Annotated in this window: 17 protein-coding genes; 13 read left to right on the forward strand and 4 right to left on the reverse strand. The window is 29.2% G+C overall.

Annotation, left to right across the window (positions count from 1 at the left end; all coding sequences use genetic code 11):
* Window positions 1–3: 3 nt before the first annotated feature.
* The gene (locus BW723_RS08540; protein WP_068356008.1) at window positions 4–1,740 is read left to right on the forward strand and encodes an alpha-amylase family protein; all 1,737 of its coding nucleotides are present in this window, start codon (window positions 4–6) and stop codon (window positions 1,738–1,740) included.
* A 115-nt stretch (window positions 1,741–1,855) separates the two neighbouring features.
* Here BW723_RS08540 and BW723_RS08545 read toward each other — a convergent pair whose 3' ends face one another.
* Window positions 1,856–2,278, reverse strand: coding sequence for a hypothetical protein (locus BW723_RS08545; RefSeq protein ID WP_068356002.1), 423 nt, complete (start codon window positions 2,276–2,278; stop codon window positions 1,856–1,858).
* Between the two features lie 88 nt (window positions 2,279–2,366).
* On the opposite strand from BW723_RS08545, the gene BW723_RS08550 reads away from it, so the two are divergent.
* A complete protein-coding gene (locus BW723_RS08550) occupies window positions 2,367–3,089 on the forward strand; it encodes a tRNA1(Val) (adenine(37)-N6)-methyltransferase (RefSeq protein WP_068356000.1) in 723 nt (240 codons plus the stop codon).
* A gap of 80 nt (window positions 3,090–3,169) precedes the next feature.
* Here BW723_RS08550 and BW723_RS08555 read toward each other — a convergent pair whose 3' ends face one another.
* On the reverse strand, window positions 3,170–4,537 hold the full coding sequence (locus BW723_RS08555; protein WP_068355996.1) for a saccharopine dehydrogenase family protein: 1,368 nt from the start codon (window positions 4,535–4,537) through the stop codon (window positions 3,170–3,172).
* A 123-nt stretch (window positions 4,538–4,660) separates the two neighbouring features.
* Between BW723_RS08555 and BW723_RS08560 the strand changes: the two genes are divergently transcribed.
* The 10 genes from BW723_RS08560 to BW723_RS08605 all read left to right on the forward strand — a co-directional run bounded on the left by BW723_RS08560 (window position 4,661) and on the right by BW723_RS08605 (window position 11,952).
* On the forward strand, window positions 4,661–5,041 hold the full coding sequence (locus BW723_RS08560) for a DUF423 domain-containing protein (RefSeq protein ID WP_068355994.1): 381 nt from the start codon (window positions 4,661–4,663) through the stop codon (window positions 5,039–5,041).
* An 87-nt stretch (window positions 5,042–5,128) separates the two neighbouring features.
* The gene (gene pckA, locus BW723_RS08565; protein ID WP_068355992.1) at window positions 5,129–6,739 is read left to right on the forward strand and encodes a phosphoenolpyruvate carboxykinase (ATP); all 1,611 of its coding nucleotides are present in this window, start codon (window positions 5,129–5,131) and stop codon (window positions 6,737–6,739) included.
* A gap of 97 nt (window positions 6,740–6,836) precedes the next feature.
* A complete protein-coding gene (locus BW723_RS08570; RefSeq protein ID WP_068355990.1) occupies window positions 6,837–7,286 on the forward strand; it encodes a hypothetical protein in 450 nt (149 codons plus the stop codon).
* Window positions 7,287–7,398: 112 nt separating this feature from the next.
* Entirely contained in the window at window positions 7,399–8,625 is a 1,227-nt protein-coding gene (locus BW723_RS08575) for an Nramp family divalent metal transporter (RefSeq protein ID WP_068355987.1), read from the forward strand.
* Window positions 8,615–9,358 (forward strand): 5-oxoprolinase subunit PxpA, encoded by a 744-nt coding sequence (gene pxpA / locus BW723_RS08580; protein ID WP_226789194.1) that lies wholly within the window; start codon window positions 8,615–8,617, stop codon window positions 9,356–9,358. Before BW723_RS08575 ends, pxpA begins: the two co-directional genes overlap by 11 nt.
* On the forward strand, window positions 9,351–10,082 hold the full coding sequence (pxpB, locus tag BW723_RS08585; RefSeq protein WP_068355984.1) for a 5-oxoprolinase subunit PxpB: 732 nt from the start codon (window positions 9,351–9,353) through the stop codon (window positions 10,080–10,082). The genes pxpA and pxpB overlap by 8 nt, the downstream gene beginning before the upstream one ends.
* Window positions 10,075–10,926: a 5-oxoprolinase subunit C family protein gene (locus BW723_RS08590; protein ID WP_068355976.1), complete on the forward strand. Its 852-nt coding sequence runs from the start codon at window positions 10,075–10,077 to the stop codon at window positions 10,924–10,926. Before pxpB ends, BW723_RS08590 begins: the two co-directional genes overlap by 8 nt.
* A 121-nt stretch (window positions 10,927–11,047) precedes the next feature.
* Complete coding sequence (locus BW723_RS08595) at window positions 11,048–11,380, forward strand: YtxH domain-containing protein (RefSeq protein WP_068355973.1); 333 nt, start codon at window positions 11,048–11,050, stop codon at window positions 11,378–11,380.
* A 4-nt stretch (window positions 11,381–11,384) separates the two neighbouring features.
* Window positions 11,385–11,744, forward strand: coding sequence for a hypothetical protein (locus BW723_RS08600; protein WP_068355970.1), 360 nt, complete (start codon window positions 11,385–11,387; stop codon window positions 11,742–11,744).
* Between the two features lie 7 nt (window positions 11,745–11,751).
* Complete coding sequence (locus BW723_RS08605; RefSeq protein ID WP_068355968.1) at window positions 11,752–11,952, forward strand: DUF6327 family protein; 201 nt, start codon at window positions 11,752–11,754, stop codon at window positions 11,950–11,952.
* Window positions 11,953–12,018: 66 nt separating this feature from the next.
* Here BW723_RS08605 and BW723_RS08610 read toward each other — a convergent pair whose 3' ends face one another.
* Window positions 12,019–13,047, reverse strand: coding sequence for a helix-turn-helix domain-containing protein (locus tag BW723_RS08610; RefSeq protein WP_068355966.1), 1,029 nt, complete (start codon window positions 13,045–13,047; stop codon window positions 12,019–12,021).
* 256 nt (window positions 13,048–13,303) lie between these two features.
* Between BW723_RS08610 and BW723_RS08615 the strand changes: the two genes are divergently transcribed.
* Entirely contained in the window at window positions 13,304–13,465 is a 162-nt protein-coding gene (locus BW723_RS08615; protein WP_068355961.1) for a DUF1328 domain-containing protein, read from the forward strand.
* Window positions 13,466–13,610: 145 nt separating this feature from the next.
* On the opposite strand, the gene BW723_RS08620 is transcribed toward BW723_RS08615, so the two are convergent.
* Window positions 13,611–15,998 carry a sodium-translocating pyrophosphatase gene (locus tag BW723_RS08620; protein ID WP_068355959.1) on the reverse strand — a complete coding sequence of 796 codons (2,388 nt, stop codon included), beginning with the start codon at window positions 15,996–15,998 and terminating at the stop codon, window positions 13,611–13,613.
* Window positions 15,999–16,281: the final 283 nt, after the last annotated feature.

Consider the following 16,281-nt stretch of genomic DNA (forward strand, 5'->3'; position numbering starts at 1 on the left):
ATTATGAAAAAAGAAAGTAAAATAATTTCTAATGGAGTAATGCTAAATGCATACCCAGATAGTATTGGCAGTAATTTAAGTGATACAATTGCAATGCTTAAAATGCCAGAATTTAAAGATGTATTTTCTTTATTTTATGTGTTGCCCACTTTTTTTAATAGCGATTTAGATAGAGGATTTTCTATTATAGATTACAATTTAAATAAAGAACTAGTTTCTAAAGAAGATTTAAAAGCATTAGAAGAATTGAACATTATGTTGAAATTTGATATTGTTTTAAATCATTTATCAGTAGCTTCTCCTCAATTTAAAGATTTATTAAAAAACGGAGAAAAGTCTAAATACAAAGATTTTTTCATCAACTGGAATACTTTTTGGGAAGGCAATGGAATTAAAAACGAAAATGACATTGTAATTCCTCATAAAGAATTTCTAGATAAATTATTTATGAGGAAATCTGGACTTCCGATTTTAAAAGTTCCTTTTCCTGACGGATCTGAAAAACCGTATTGGAATACTTTTTATCAAAATATACATTATAACAAAATTACTAGTAAAGATGTTAGTGAAATAATCCCTCATATTTCACAAAATGCTGAATTGATTTGTAAAAAAATCAATTCAGCTATTACTAATAATTTAGACTTAAATTCGTTAGATTTCGAAGATTGTAACGAATATAAAGAAGAAATTTTATCAATTGTAAATAGAAAAGCAACCTATTTAGGTCAAATGGATGTAAATGCAAAATCTGAATTGGTTTGGGAATTTTACGAAGAAACACTTGCCAAAGTAAAAAGTTTTGGATGTAAAATATTACGTTTAGATGCTTTTGCATACTTGCATAAAGAAATTGGGCAAACCAACTTTTTTAACAAACCTGGCACTTGGAATTATTTAGATCGAATTAATGAAATTGCAAAGAAAAACGATTTAATTCTACTACCAGAAATCCATGCAGAATATGGGTTAAACTTGCATAATGAAGTTGCAGAAGAAAATTATCAAATCTATGATTTTTTTCTACCTGGTTTAATGATTCATACTTTAGAAACGGGTAATAATAACGCACTTTTACGTTGGATTTATGAAATCATAGAAAAAGGTTATAAAACCGTAAATATGTTAGGTTGCCACGATGGAATTCCTGTTTTAGATTTAAAAGGAAAAGAAGTAAATGGCACTTACAATAAAGGTCTTTTAGAAAATGAAGAAATAGAAACCATAATGAATACCATTATGGATCGTGGAGGAAGAGTTAAAAACCTTTATGATCCATCAGGCAAAAAGATTTCTTACTATCAAATTAACGCAACTTTTTTTAGCGCTTTAGGCGAAAATGAACAAAAATTATTATTGGCAAGAGCCATACAAATGTTTATGCCTGGTATTCCACAGGTTTGGTATTTAGACATTTTTGCTGGTAAAAATAACTATGCAGCTGCCGACAAAGGAGGTTCAGGAGGTCATAAAGAAATAAATAGAACTACGCTTACAAATACTGATATAAAAAACGGGTTAAAATCTGATATTGTAATAAATCAACTTAAAATAATGCGATTAAGAAATACATTAAAAGCATTTTCTGGAGATATTAATATTTTAAATAAATCTTCTGATATTTTAAGTATAGAATGGCAAAAGAAAGATTCTTGGGTATATTTAGAAGCAAACTTAAAAAATTATAATTTTAGTATTTCTTATTTAGATAAAGGTGTAAAACATAAATTAGTTTTTTAATTGCATTAAATGAATAAAATGTAAGAAAGTTTTGTGGATCCTTCCCCCAAAAAAAAGTAGAATTTTAAATCTTTATTTAAAATTCTACTTTTTTATAATTGAAGTTATTACTTGTTTATATATTTTCTTCCTTTAAAATATCGTAGTTAAATTCAATATTTATCCACTCAGATCCATCACCAGTTTTGCTTTCATCAATAATCAATTCATCATCAACATAAATTTTTAATGAAAGTTGTGTAGGAATAGAGTTTTTTCTATAAATATTTCCTTGAATAAATCTAAAATCGTAATCATCTAAAGTAATAACTACAGGTATTGCGTTGCCAGATGAATCATAATTAAACAGATATTCATTTAAAATATGTTTGTCTTCAATATAGTCATAATAATTAATCTGTACTGCGTCATTTTCTTGCAATGTATTTACTTCTATTCTAACTGTTTTATCTAAAACTTCTGTAGTTTCTTCTTCTGTTTGTATAGTGCCAGTGGTACAACTATAAACAACAAGTAGTAAAAGAAATAATCTTTTCATATTAAATGATTTTAGGGTAATGTACAAAAATACTGCAAACAGTGTAAAAATAAGAATTATTAGAAATAAATATTGTTAATTTTGCAGAATGGATTCAATATTTAAATTTAAAGACTTTTCAGTAAATCAAGATAAAACAGCTATGAAAATTGGCACAGATGGTGTTTTGTTAGGTGCTTGGTGCACTGTAGATTTTTACCCAGATTCAATTTTAGATATTGGTTCTGGTACAGGAGTTGTGGCATTAATGTTGGCACAACGTTCGGATGCAATGACTATTGATGCTGTTGAACTTGATGAAAATGCGTACGAACAATCTGTAGAAAATTTCGAACAATCTGATTGGGGAGATCGTTTGTATTGTTATAATGGCACTTTTCAAGAATTTGCTGATGAAATTGCTGAAGAAGAAGAAACTTACGATTTGGTTATTTCGAATCCGCCATTTTATACAGACGATTTTGAAAGCCAAGATAAAGCAAGGAATAAAGCAAGATTTACAAGCGCTTTATCTTTTGATGATTTAATAGTTGGAGTAGTAAAAATCTTATCCAAAAACGGAAAGTTTACAACGATTATTCCTTATAAAGAAGAAAAGAATTTTATCAACTTAGCGAACGAAAAAGGTTTATTTTTAAATCGAGTTTGTCAAGTTCAGGGTAATCCAACATCAGAAATAAAAAGAAGTTTATTAGAGTTCTCTTTTGATGATATTGATATTAAAAAAGAACATTTAATTATAGAAATTGAACGTCATCAATACACAGAAGATTACAACAACTTAACCAAAGATTTTTATTTAAAAATGTAATTTCAAATTTACTAATAAAACTAAAAATTGATAGTTCAGAGTTTCTCAGCGATATTCCTTTACACATCTTTATGGAAGTGTTACCCAGTAATATGATCAGGATTATAGCCTAAATATTTTACTTTTCTTTCGGTAAATTTAATTCCGTGATTTTCGAGTTCCTTTAAAATAGGTTTATACACTTCTTTAGTAATTGGTATTTGTACACCAGGTGTTTTTATATCTCCTTTTAAAATTTTTAAAGCTGCAATTGCAACAGGTAAACCTACAGTTTTAGCCATAGCTGTATAGGTTTGGTTTTCCCCTAAAACCATCAAGCTACTTTCTATTTGATGTTTTTCGCCATTAAATTCGTAGCCAAAAAGGTGTTGCATAACTATCATATCTTTATCATTTTCTTGTAATGTCCAAGAATCTTCTAAAATTTTCTGTAAAATTTGAGCAGGAGTTGCATTTACCAATTCAATTTTTTTCTTCGGATTAAAAAGGTCAAGTTCAACCAATTTTTCCCACATAATATCATCTTGATCAATTTTAAGATAAGAGCGTAATTTTAATTCAACAGAATCAGAAGGAGAATATGCTAAAAATAAGTTTACAAAATCGCGATAACTCATATTTTCAGAATCCTCAATGGTATAAGAATCGTCTGTCATCCCTAATTGCACAAAAATATTCCAAGCTCTAGAAAAACCAACACGTCTAATAGTACCTCTGTACATGGTTGGTATATCATCTAAACCATAAGCACTTCTATATTTTAAAGAATCTCGATTTGCGTAAGCTTCAAACTTTTGATTATCAATTTTTAAAAATTCTGTTCTTCTAAATAATTTGTGATAAGGTATGTATTTATAAGTGCTCTCTTGTATAAACATTGCAGCTCCTCCTTGGCCAGCCAAAACCACATTTCTAGGATTCCAAGTAAATTTGTAGTTCCATAGATTGGTATCACTCTCAGGAGCCACTAAACCACCACAGAAAGATTCGAACAACAGCATTTTTGCACCACTTTCTCTAATTTTATCTATGACTTGCATTGCACTCATATGATCTATACCAGGATCCAAACCAATTTCGTTCATAAAAACCAACCCATTTTCTTTGGCAGCATTATCTAGAGCTTTCATTTCTTTAGATACATAAGAGGCTGTAACCATATGCTTTTTAAATTTGATACAATCTTTGGCAACCTCTAAATGAAATCTTGCAGGTAACATCGAAATTACAATATCTGTTTTTTCGATTTCTTTTTCACGTGGATGAGCATCAAAAACATCTAATTGTATGGCTTTTGCATTTTTATGATTTTTAATTAATTTTAGCGCATTTTCTGTAGATATATCTCCAATCGTTAATCGTAAGTTTTCTTCATCAGATTTATCTAATAAATATTTAATTAAAGCTGAGCTCGATTTTCCTGCGCCAATTATTAGTATATTTTTCATAAAAGAAAGCTGTATTTTTGTGGAATATTATTTATCATTTTTAGATGATTCTAACAATTTAAAACAAAATGATAGGTTACGAAGATAATATTTTTGTTTAAAAATTAACAAAACTGATAATAAATGTTTAAAAATTTAATAATCACTTGCTTTTTAGGTTTATCAGCAGTTGTTTTAGGGGCATTTGGTGCACACGCTTTAAAAGAAAGTTTAACTCTAACAGAATTACAAAGTTTTGAAACTGCTGTTCGTTATCAAATGTATCATACCATTGTTTTGTTGTTTGTAAACACTTATGTTGGGTTTTCTTTAAAACAAAAAAATACAATTAGTTACCTTTTTTTCTTAGGAATTCTATTTTTTTCAGGCTCAATTTATTTAATTCAATTAACTAAAATTACGGCTAAATCCATTTGGTTTATTACCCCTTTAGGAGGATTGTTTTTTATAATTGCTTGGATTTCAATGATTATTATATTCGCAAAGAAATTTAAAATCAACTAAAAATATAATAATTTTTAGTATCAATATATAAGGGTTTTAAAATATTTATTAGTTTTGTATCATTGTTTAATATACAAAAATATTGGTATGGTAGATACAAGTACGAAATCGATTTCGTTAAATCATCTAGGAATCAAAAATGCAACAATTCGTTATCAGTTAACTTCTAATGAGTTACATCAAGAAATCTTACAAAAAGAACAAGGTGTTGAATCTTCTTTAGGTGCAATTGCAGTAAATACAGGAGAGTTTACAGGTCGTTCTCCTATGGATCGTTTTATTGTAAAAGATGCAATTACAGAAAATGAAGTTTGGTGGAGCAAGATAAATTTACCTTTCGAAGAAGACAAATTCGATAAATTATATACTAAAGTTGTTGATTATTTATCAGAAAAAGAAATTTTTGTAAGAGATAGTTATGCTTGTGCAGACGAAAATTATAAATTAAATATTCGTGTTGTAAACGAACATCCTTGGAGCAATATGTTTGCTTACAATATGTTTTTAAGACCAACAGAAAAAGAGTTAGAAAATTTTACGCCAGAATGGACCGTAATAAATGCGCCAGGTTTTATGGCAGATGCTGCTGTTGATGGAACTCGTCAACACAATTTTGCAATTTTAAATTTCACTAAAAAAATTGCTTTAATTGGTGGTACAGGTTATACAGGAGAAATTAAAAAAGGAATTTTTTCTGCCTTAAACTTTATCTTGCCAATTTATAAAAATACTTTGCCTATGCATTGTTCTGCAAATGTTGGTGCAGCTGGTGATACAGCTATTTTCTTTGGTTTATCTGGTACAGGAAAAACAACTTTATCTACAGACCCAAACAGAAGTTTAATTGGTGATGATGAACATGGTTGGACAGCCGAAAACACTGTTTTTAATTTTGAAGGTGGTTGTTATGCAAAAGTGATTAACTTATCGCAAGAACAAGAGCCAGAAATTTTTGCAGCCATTAAAAAAGGCGCAATTTTAGAAAATGTAATTTTAGATGATAATGGAGTAGTCGATTTTAAAGACACTTCTATCACTCAAAACACACGAGTTAGTTATCCTATTTATCATATAGATAATATTAAACAACCTTCTATTGGAGAAAACCCGAAGAATATTTTCTTTTTAACTGCGGATGCATTTGGAGTTTTACCTCCAATTTCTAAGTTAACACCAGCACAAGCAGCATATCATTTTATATCTGGTTATACAGCAAAAGTTGCAGGTACAGAAGCAGGAGTTACAGAACCAGTGCCAAGTTTTTCAGCTTGTTTTGGTGCGCCTTTTATGCCTTTGCACCCAACAAGATATGCAGAAATGTTAAGCAAAAAAATGACAGATGCAGGTGTAAATGTTTGGTTGATAAACACAGGTTGGTCTGGTGGTAAATATGGTGTGGGTAGAAGAATGCCATTAAAATATACAAGAGCAATGATTACTGCTGTTTTAAATGGAGATTTAGGCGATTATAGATACGAAGATTACCATATTCATTCAGTATTTGGTGTAGCACAACCAAGATCTTGTCCTGGCGTGCCAACAGAATTATTGAGTCCGAGAGCAACTTGGAATAACGATGAAGCTTATTATGAAACTGCGTTTAAATTATCGAATGCATTTAGACATAATTTTACGCAATTCGAAGAATTTGCTAATGAAGAAATTCGAAGAGGAGGACCTCAAAGATATGCTCATTAGTATATTAGTGATGTTAGTTTAAATAGAAACACCTCAATTTTGAGGTGTTTTTCTTTTTTTAGGTATATTTATAAAAAATATATTTAAATTGAAAGCTATGAAAACTCGAAAAATAATCTTATTGGTATGTCTAATTTCTATAATTTTTCAATCTTGTGAATCTGAAGAAGGTAATCCACCTGTAGAGGAGAGAATATCTGGAAAGTGGAAATTAAATCAAATTAAAACTATTGGAGAAAATGGTGCTAATTCTTTTCAATTAAAAGATTTTTCAGAATCAAACATTGTAATAGAGTTCAAGGATTTTGTTGATGTAAAACAGAGTTTTGAATTACATAATACAGGAACTTATGACTTTACATTTATATATGAAAATTATTTTGTTCTTGATAATGCTGATTTGCCACAGAATAATATTATCGAATTTGACAGTAAAAGATACTTAGTAGAAATTACAGAAACGAACAGCAATAGAGGATTGAAGCATCTCAATCTTACTTCTTACAATGCTTTTAAAACTCAATTATTGTTAGAAGAAGTAAAATAAGTTAATGCAACTTAATTCATAAAAGCGCTATAATTTTTCTTAAAACATAAGATGTTCTTGATACTTTAGTATCTTGTAAATTCTATATAATTTGATAAATTAAGTTTTTAGGATGTTAAAAAAATGGTTTCGAAATATTGGTCCGGGTACTTTAGTAGCTGCAGCTTTTATTGGTCCAGGTACTGTTACACTTTGTACTTTGGCTGGTGTAAATTTTGGTTTTAATCTGTTGTGGGCAATGTTTTTGTCTATTATTGCTACTATTGTATTGCAAGAAATGGCTGCAAGATTGGGTATTATTTCTCAAAAAGGATTATCTGAAGTTATTAGAGAAGAAATTAAAATTCCGTTTTTAAAACAATTTATAACCATTTTAATTTTAGCTGCAATTGTAATTGGTAATGCTTCTTACGAAGCTGGGAATATTAGTGGAGGAATTTTAGGTTTGGAAACCGTTTTTGGCGAGTTTAAACACAATTTTGGTGATTTAACCATTAATTTTATGAGTTTAATAATTGGTGTAATTGCTTTTGTACTTTTATTTATTGGTAACTATAAATTTCTTGAAAAAGCCTTAGTAGCTTTGGTTTTGCTGATGAGTTTTTCGTTTGTAATAACAGCAATTGTAACCAAACCTAATGTATTAGAAATTTTTAAAGGGATGTTTATTCCTAAGTTTTCAGAGAAAAGTTTGTTAACGATTATTGGATTAATTGGTACAACTGTTGTGCCTTACAATTTGTTTTTGCACGCCTCTTTAGTTAAAGAAAGATGGCATAAAAAAGAAGATTTAAAATTTGCCAAAAAAGATACTATTGTATCTATTATTTTAGGAGGAATGGTTTCTATGGCAATTATTATATCAGCAGCTTCAATACTTTCTAAAGACATTTTAAATGCAGCAGATTTGGCAGAAGGTTTGGCACCTTTGTATGGCGAATTTGCAAAATACTTTCTGGCTTTAGGTTTGTTTGCAGCAGGTATTACTTCAGCAATTACAGCACCTTTAGCAGCAGCTTATGTTGCAAAAGGTTGTTTGGGCTTAAAAGGAGGTTTACAATCTAAATCGTTTCGATTTGTTTGGATGATAGTATTGCTTTTAGGTGTTTTATTTTCATCAATTGGTATAAAACCGATTGAAATTATAAAGTTTGCGCAAGTTGCAAACGGAATGTTATTACCAATTATAGCCGGAATTTTATTATGGATTATGAATAAAAAGAATGTTTTAGGTGGTTTTGTAAATACTAAAACTCAGAATATTTTTGGATTCATAATTTTATTAATTGCTGTTTTTCTTGGTGTAAAAGGTATTTTAAAAGTGTTTAATGTATTCTAAAATGGTTGTTGATATTAATTGTGATGTTGGTGAAGGTGTAGAAAATGAGCATTTACTAATGCCTTACATTTCGTCTTGTAACATTGCTTGTGGAGGGCATTTTGGTAATGTGAATTCCATTGATAAAACCATACAATTAGCTCTAAAAAATAAGGTGAAAATTGGTGCGCATCCTTCTTTTCCTGATAAAGAAAATTTTGGTAGATTGTTAATGCAAATTTCTAATGAAGACTTAAAAAAGAGTATTCAAAATCAATTAGATTTATTTTTAGAAAGATTGTTTTTGTTTGATGCAAAATTACATCATATAAAACCACATGGAGCTTTATATAATGCAATTGCTGTTGATGAAAAGTTGGCTATTTTATTTATTGATGTTATAAAACCTTATTTAAATGATGCTTATTTATATGTGCCTTATAATTCTGTGGTAGAGAAAGTTGCTTTGAAAAATAACATCAAAATAAAATATGAAGCTTTTGCTGATAGAAACTATAATAACGATTTAACTTTGGTTTCTAGAAAGCAGAAGAATGCTTTGTTGATTGATAAAAGTGAAGTTTTGAATCATATTTTACAGATGATAAAGCATCAAAATGTAAAAACAATTTCAGGTTTAGAAATAGCAATAAAAGTGGATACTTTTTGTGTGCATGGAGATACCGAAAATGCAATTGAAATCGTAAAATTTATCAATCAAGAAATACAAAAATCAGGATTTACCGTTGGTTAAAAAGATTACATATAAATCATTTGGCGCAAATGCAATTCTTATTGAATGGCAATCTATTATTGATGATAAAATATTAGAAGACATTTTACTTTTTAAAGAAAAAATTACATCAACAGAGAAAACTGAAATTGTTGATATTATTCAAGCTTATAATTCTTTAACTGTAGTTTACAAAAACTATATTTCTAATTTTAATGATGAGGTCCATCAATTAAAACAAGTTTATAAATCAATTTTAAAAGAAGGCAAAGAAAACAACTTTCAATGGGAAATTCCTGTTTGTTATGATGTTGAGTTTGGCATTGATTTAGAAGAAATTTCTCAAAAATCAAATTTAGAAATTGATGAAATTATTCAATTGCATTCATCTGCTTTGTATAAAATTTATTTTATTGGTTTTTTACCTGGTTTCTTATATTTAGGTGGTTTAGATTCAAAAATTTATTTTGATAGAAAACCAAATCCGAGATTAAATGTGCCAAAAGGAGCTGTAGGAATAGGAGGTAAGCAAACTGGTGTTTACCCCAATAATTCTGCTGGTGGTTGGAATATTATTGGTAAAACTCCTGTTGATTTTTTTGATGTGGAAAAAGAAAATCCTTGTTTTGCAAAAGCTGGCGATTTTATAAAATTCAAATCCATTTCTTTGGATGAGTTTTATCAACTAGAAAAAGAGGTTCAAGAAAAAACATATCAATTAACTAAAACTTTATACAATGCTTAAAGTTTTAAAATCGGGCTTTTTTACAACTATTCAAGATAAAGGTAGAGTTGGTTTTGCCTCAGTTGGTGTGCCAATTTCTGGTGCAATGGATAGTTATTCGGCAGATTTAGCAAATAGTATTTTAAACAATTCTGTGCAAGATGCTGTAATAGAAATTACATTAGGAGCTTGTAAATTCGAATTTACAAAAACAACTACAATTTGTATTTCTGGTGGCGATTTTTCACCTACTAATAATAATATGCCAATTCCTTTAAATAAAAGGATTTTAATTCATCCAAATGATATTTTATCCTTTGGAAAAATTAACTACGGAATTCGTTGTTATTTGGCTGTTAATGGTGGATTTTTATCAGCTAAGAAATTAAATAGTAGAAGTTTTTATCCAAATATTACTAAAGACTTTTTGCTTAGAAAAGGAGATTTCGTTTCTTATAAAGAGAGAACTCATTCAATTACTACATCAAAATCATCAATCAAAATTAACAGTAATCATTTTAAAACTAAGGTAATTGAATGTTATTCGGGTCCTGAATTTGATTTGCTGAGCGATCATCAACAAAAACAAATCTTTAATACCACTTTTACTATTTCTAAAGACAATAGTAGAATGGGGTATAAGCTAAATGAAATTGTAGAAAATAATTTATCACAAATTTTAACTTCTGCAGTTTTAACAGGAACTGTGCAATTAACACCTTCTGGTAAATTAATTGTTTTAATGAGAGATTGCCAAGTAACAGGTGGTTACCCAAGAGTTTTACAACTTACTGAAAAAGCGATGAATCAATTAGCACAAAAAACTACGAGTGCTGCTTTTCAATTTTCATTAATTAGTATCTGAGTTAACATTCAATTTATTTGAGTTAAGTTCAACTTCACTTATCCTATACTTTTGTAGTGTATTCATTACATACTTAGTAATAATACAAAGAAATTAAGTTTAACCATTAAAAAAATACAAGATGAGTAATAGTAGTAACACATTAATTGGAATATTAGCAGGAACAGCAATTGGAGCAACATTAGGAATATTATTTGCGCCAGATAAAGGAACAAAAACTAGAAAAAAAATTGCTGATGAAGCTGTTCATGTAAAAGATATAATTGCTGATACAGCAGTAGATTTAAAAGAAAGAGCAGCCAGTACTTTAGAAGTGCAAAAAGAAAGTTTAGATACGCAAATAGAAAATGTAGTCTCTAATGTAAGTCATAAGACAGAAGATGTAATTACAACTCTAGAGCAAAAATTAAAAGAGTTAAAAGCTAAAAACAAAAAATTACAAAAGACAGCCTAAGAATATGAATATTTTTGAAGCTTTTAAAAGTAATTCTGAAGAAGGAGTAGATGCAGGTAAAGATTATGTAAATGCTTCTTTCGAATACGGAAAACTGAAAACTTTTCAGATTCTAACCTATTCTTTAAGTGCATTTACTAAACTTCTTTTAATTGGTAGTTTACTTGGTATAGGAGTAATTTTTGTGTCTGTGGCAGGTGCAATTGCCTTAGGTAATTATTTAGGTAATATTGCTTTAGGACACTTAATTGTAGGACTTTTTTTAGCTTTCTTAGGATTTTTAATTTACCTGCTAAGAAAAAGAATTATTGATAAAAAAATTATTAGTGAAATGTCTAATCAATTTTTTAAATCAGAAAAATAGTACCATTATGAAAACGTATACTTCTTTTATTGAAATAGAAAAAGATCTTAAAAAGTTAGAACTTGAAAGAGAAATTGCTAAAGAAGAACTAAAAATTGTAAAACACAATTTCGAAGGTATTTTAGAACCTATGAATTGGATTAATTCATTATTTAAAATGTTAAGTAAATATGGTGTTTTACTTATGATAAAGAAAATATTAAAATAAGTAGTTAAATTTTTTTTATAGTGGTTAGTTGATTTTAAGCCTTGGTATTTTATAATACCAGGGCTTTTATAGTAAAACTACTTTTAATTTCTTTTTAAATTGATTTGGTGTAATGTTGTATTTTTCTTTAAATATTTTAGAAAAATAACTTCTACTACTAAAACCAATACTATACACAATTTGAGAAATATTTAAATCGCTATTTTTTAGCATATCTCTCGCAGATTCTAAACGAACGTGTCTTATATATTCTGTAACAGTTCTATTGTATAAAAATTTAAACCCTTCTTGTAATTTTGCTTGAGTTAAACCAGATTTAAAAGAAAGCTGATTTAATGTATATGGTTTGGAAGGATTTTTTAAAATATCATTTCCAATTTTACGCACCAGTTTTAAATCACTTTTACTAATAGATTCAGGTATAGATTCACCAGCTAAAAGTCTATTGTGTTGTTGGATGTGCATGGATAGAATTTCATAAATTTTTGCTTCAATTTTTAAAATTCTAAGCATTCCTTTTGCCTTAATATTGTGCAGTTTTTTTATTAATTCTGCCATTTTAAGATCTAAAGTACCATAGCTCGAAAATCTGTTATCATGATCTGTATCTACAAAAACTTCATATAATTTTTGATTTAAAGTAGAAACGTTTGTAGTTCTCTTTTTTAAGAAATGTTTACGAACTATCTGAATTACATTAATTTTTAATTGTTGGTTTTTTGGAAAAATAATATCATTATAACCACCATCTTTATTTGTATAAATTAAAGATTGAAATTGACCTACTTCTTTAACATTGTTATGTATACCAAACTTATGTTTTATACTCCCTAAAGAAGGATATATAAAACGAATAGGATTAAAATCGTCATGAGATTTTGTGTGCATAAAAATCTCTTTATGAAATTTTATATCAAAATCTATTAAGTTTACACCCCAATCAAAAGGAATAAATCTTATGCTACCAATAGCATTTTCATTGTTTATTCTTAGTATAAATTCGCTCCAACGTTCTGTAACTTCACCTCCAATAGCTTCTTGTAGTTGCTCTAAAAAGTCCTTAGGACTATCAGCAATAATTTCAATATGTAACATAATTTGGTTATGATATAAATAATTGCTAAAGTATAGCGTTTGTTAATTTTAGTAAATGTAGTTTAAAATTTGCTGTATACAGTTAAATAAAAAATAATTTATTTGAGATGAGTTAAAATCTAAACGGCATGCACAAAGAACAACTAAGCAATATAGATACCTTTGAAGTGTAAGAGAAAGTTATATAAAACTTTTAAGATGTAAAGCATTTGGCATCTGTAAATGAAATAAGTGCTCACTAAAAAAAATATATATTATGTTACGTTGGACAATCACATTTGTAGTAATCGCTTTAATTGCAGGAGTTTTAGGTTTTGGAGGAATTGCAGGAGCTTCAGCAGGAATTGCAAAAATTTTATTCTTTATATTCTTAGTACTGTTTGTAATATCATTACTTAGAGGTAGAACAGTAAAATAAATTTAATAGGTTATTTATATAAAATAATCAGCTATCCAAATATAGCCAAACAATAAAAAAAGCACCCAATTTATGAATTAATTCATTTATTGAGTGCTTTCGATTTAAAAACACATTACTATTTTAAATGTTTTTTAGTTTGATGTTATTCTTTCTTTTCAACAATAACTTCAACTTGTTCTTTTACTTCGTTTTTATTTTTAGTAACATTTACAGAAACTATTTCTCCAGCTTCTTTAGCTTTTTGCTCAATTTCTTCAACAGTACCTTCAAATTTTTGAATGTCTTGAGTTATTTCACCATTTACAGTTTTAGTTGTAGTAATTGTTGCCATTGCTAAATCTCCAGAAGTTTGACTAATTTCTACTTTTACTTCTTTTTTAGTGTTATAATCAGATACATCAGCACTACTCATAGCAATACTAGGAGCAATTACTAAAGCTACTACAGACATTAACTTTAAAAGAATATTTAAAGAAGGTCCAGAAGTATCTTTAAAAGGATCTCCAACTGTATCACCTACAACTGCAGCTTTGTGAGCATCTGTTCCTTTTCTACCTTGCTCTTCAATTGTTTTCTTTGCATTATCCCAAGCACCACCTGCATTCGATTGAAAGATTGCCATTAAAACTCCACAAGTTGTTACACCAGCCAATAAACCTCCTAGCATTTCAGCACCACCAATAAAACCAACAGCAACAGGAACAGCAATCGCCAATAGACCTGGTAAAACCATTTCTTTAATAGATGCTTTAGTTGAAATATCAACACATTTATCATATTCTGCAACACCATCAGCTGCATCAAAGATTGCTCTTTGTGCTGCAGTTGCTTTTGTCATATCAGAATCTACTGCTCTCATCACTTCTAAAGCCGCTTTTAACTCAGGTATATCTCTAAATTGACGACGAACTTCTTCGATCATAGCCATTGCAGCCCTACCAACAGCATTCATAGATAAGGCAGAAAACACAAATGGTAACATACCACCAACTAATAAACCTGCCATAATTTTAGGCTGAGAAACATCAATAGCAATAACATTAGCAGTTTTCATAAAGGCAGCAAATAAAGCTAAAGCTGTTAATGCAGCAGAAGCAATGGCAAAACCTTTTCCAACAGCAGCAGTTGTGTTTCCAACAGCATCTAATTTATCAGTACGTTCTCTAACTTCACTAGGTAATTCTGCCATTTCTGCAATACCACCAGCATTATCACAAATAGGCCCATAAGCATCTACAGCTAATTGAATTCCTGTATTTGCAAGCATACCTACAGCAGCAATTGCAATACCATATAAACCTGCAAAATGATGAGATACAATAATTGCGGCTGCAATTAAAAGAATAGGAATAGCTGTAGACATCATACCTACACCTAAACCAGCAATTATATTTGTAGCAGCCCCTGTTTTAGATTGCTCTACAATAGAAAGTACAGGTTTTTTACCTGTAGCAGTATAATATTCAGTTACTTTACCAACAGCTAAACCAGCTACTAAACCAGCAATAGTTGCCCAAAATACACCCATAGCTCCAAAAGGTAACCCTTCTACAGCTTCAGGAATTAACGTATTAATTATAAAATATGAAGCTACTACCATTAAACCAGCAGAACCAAACTCACCAATATTTAAAGCAGTTTGCGGATTTCCACCATCTTTAACTCTTACAAAAAAGGTTCCCAAAATAGACATTATAATTCCTGTTGCAGCTAAAACTAAAGGTAAATAAACTGCTCCCATTCCATTTAAATCAGGAGTAATAATAAAAGCACCCAAAACCATAGTACCGATAATAGAACCTACATAAGATTCAAATAAATCTGCACCCATACCAGCAACATCACCAACATTATCACCAACATTATCTGCAATTGTTGCAGGGTTTAGAGGATGATCTTCTGGGATACCAGCTTCTACTTTACCCACTAAATCTGCACCAACATCTGCTGCTTTTGTGTAAATACCACCACCAACTCTTGCAAATAGAGCAATTGATGATGCGCCTAAAGAAAAACCAGAAAGTACATTTAAAACAAGTGTTAAGTTTTCTGCACCAGACCAAATGTTTTGATAGATCATAAATAAGCCACTCAATCCTAAAACACCTAAACCAACAACTCCTAAGCCCATTACAGCTCCACCTGCAAAAGCTACCTCTAAAGCTTTTCCTAAAGAAGTTCTTGCTGCTTGTGTAGTTCTAACATTTGCTTTTGTTGCAACTTTCATACCTATAAATCCTGCCAAGGCAGAACAAATTGCACCAATTATAAATGATACTGCAACAATACCACTAGAACCTTCTTCTGCAGAACCTTTAAAGTATAATAAGATAGCCACAGCTACCACAAAAATTGCCAAAACTTTATATTCAGCTTTTAAAAAAGACATTGCACCTTCTGCAATATTTTTGGCTATTCTTTTCATTCGGGCTTCACCTTCATCTTGCTTAGAAACCCAAGCGCTTTTAATGAACACAAACGCCAAGGCTAGAACACCAAAAAGCGGTAAAAATTTAACTATTGTTTCCATATTAGTTAGTTGATATTAATAAATTATTTTTAAACGAGGGTAAAAGTAATAAAATTAAATTGATAAAAAAAGAGCATTTTATTTAAAGATTATTTATTAAAAATATACTTAAATTATTATATTGATAAAACTATGACTTAAGTCAGCTTTTTTAGGAACGTTATCGAATTTTAATATGGTAATCAAATCGAGGTATAGGTTATATCTATGTAAAACTATTTTTTAAAATTAGAGCAAAAAAAAACACCTTAAAAATTAAGATGTTTTTTGAATTATTTTAGCC

Origin of the sequence: Polaribacter reichenbachii (genome assembly GCF_001975665.1) — a bacterium.
GTDB lineage: Bacteria > Bacteroidota > Bacteroidia > Flavobacteriales > Flavobacteriaceae > Polaribacter > Polaribacter reichenbachii.

Excerpts from the sequence above, each read along its gene's own strand:
- BW723_RS08540 (WP_068356008.1), top strand. The coding sequence starts at position 4 with ATGAAAAAAGAAAGTAAAATAATTTCTAATGGAGTAATGCTAAATGCA.
- BW723_RS08545 (WP_068356002.1), bottom strand. The coding sequence starts at position 2,278 with ATGAAAAGATTATTTCTTTTACTACTTGTTGTTTATAGTTGTACCACT.
- BW723_RS08550 (WP_068356000.1), top strand. The coding sequence starts at position 2,367 with ATGGATTCAATATTTAAATTTAAAGACTTTTCAGTAAATCAAGATAAA.
- BW723_RS08555 (WP_068355996.1), bottom strand. The coding sequence starts at position 4,537 with ATGAAAAATATACTAATAATTGGCGCAGGAAAATCGAGCTCAGCTTTA.
- BW723_RS08560 (WP_068355994.1), top strand. The coding sequence starts at position 4,661 with ATGTTTAAAAATTTAATAATCACTTGCTTTTTAGGTTTATCAGCAGTT.
- pckA (WP_068355992.1), top strand. The coding sequence starts at position 5,129 with ATGGTAGATACAAGTACGAAATCGATTTCGTTAAATCATCTAGGAATC.
- BW723_RS08570 (WP_068355990.1), top strand. The coding sequence starts at position 6,837 with ATGAAAACTCGAAAAATAATCTTATTGGTATGTCTAATTTCTATAATT.
- BW723_RS08575 (WP_068355987.1), top strand. The coding sequence starts at position 7,399 with ATGTTAAAAAAATGGTTTCGAAATATTGGTCCGGGTACTTTAGTAGCT.
- pxpA (WP_226789194.1), top strand. The coding sequence starts at position 8,615 with ATGTATTCTAAAATGGTTGTTGATATTAATTGTGATGTTGGTGAAGGT.
- BW723_RS08590 (WP_068355976.1), top strand. The coding sequence starts at position 10,075 with ATGCTTAAAGTTTTAAAATCGGGCTTTTTTACAACTATTCAAGATAAA.
- BW723_RS08595 (WP_068355973.1), top strand. The coding sequence starts at position 11,048 with ATGAGTAATAGTAGTAACACATTAATTGGAATATTAGCAGGAACAGCA.
- BW723_RS08600 (WP_068355970.1), top strand. The coding sequence starts at position 11,385 with ATGAATATTTTTGAAGCTTTTAAAAGTAATTCTGAAGAAGGAGTAGAT.
- BW723_RS08605 (WP_068355968.1), top strand. The coding sequence starts at position 11,752 with ATGAAAACGTATACTTCTTTTATTGAAATAGAAAAAGATCTTAAAAAG.
- BW723_RS08610 (WP_068355966.1), bottom strand. The coding sequence starts at position 13,047 with ATGTTACATATTGAAATTATTGCTGATAGTCCTAAGGACTTTTTAGAG.
- BW723_RS08615 (WP_068355961.1), top strand. The coding sequence starts at position 13,304 with ATGTTACGTTGGACAATCACATTTGTAGTAATCGCTTTAATTGCAGGA.
- BW723_RS08620 (WP_068355959.1), bottom strand. The coding sequence starts at position 15,998 with ATGGAAACAATAGTTAAATTTTTACCGCTTTTTGGTGTTCTAGCCTTG.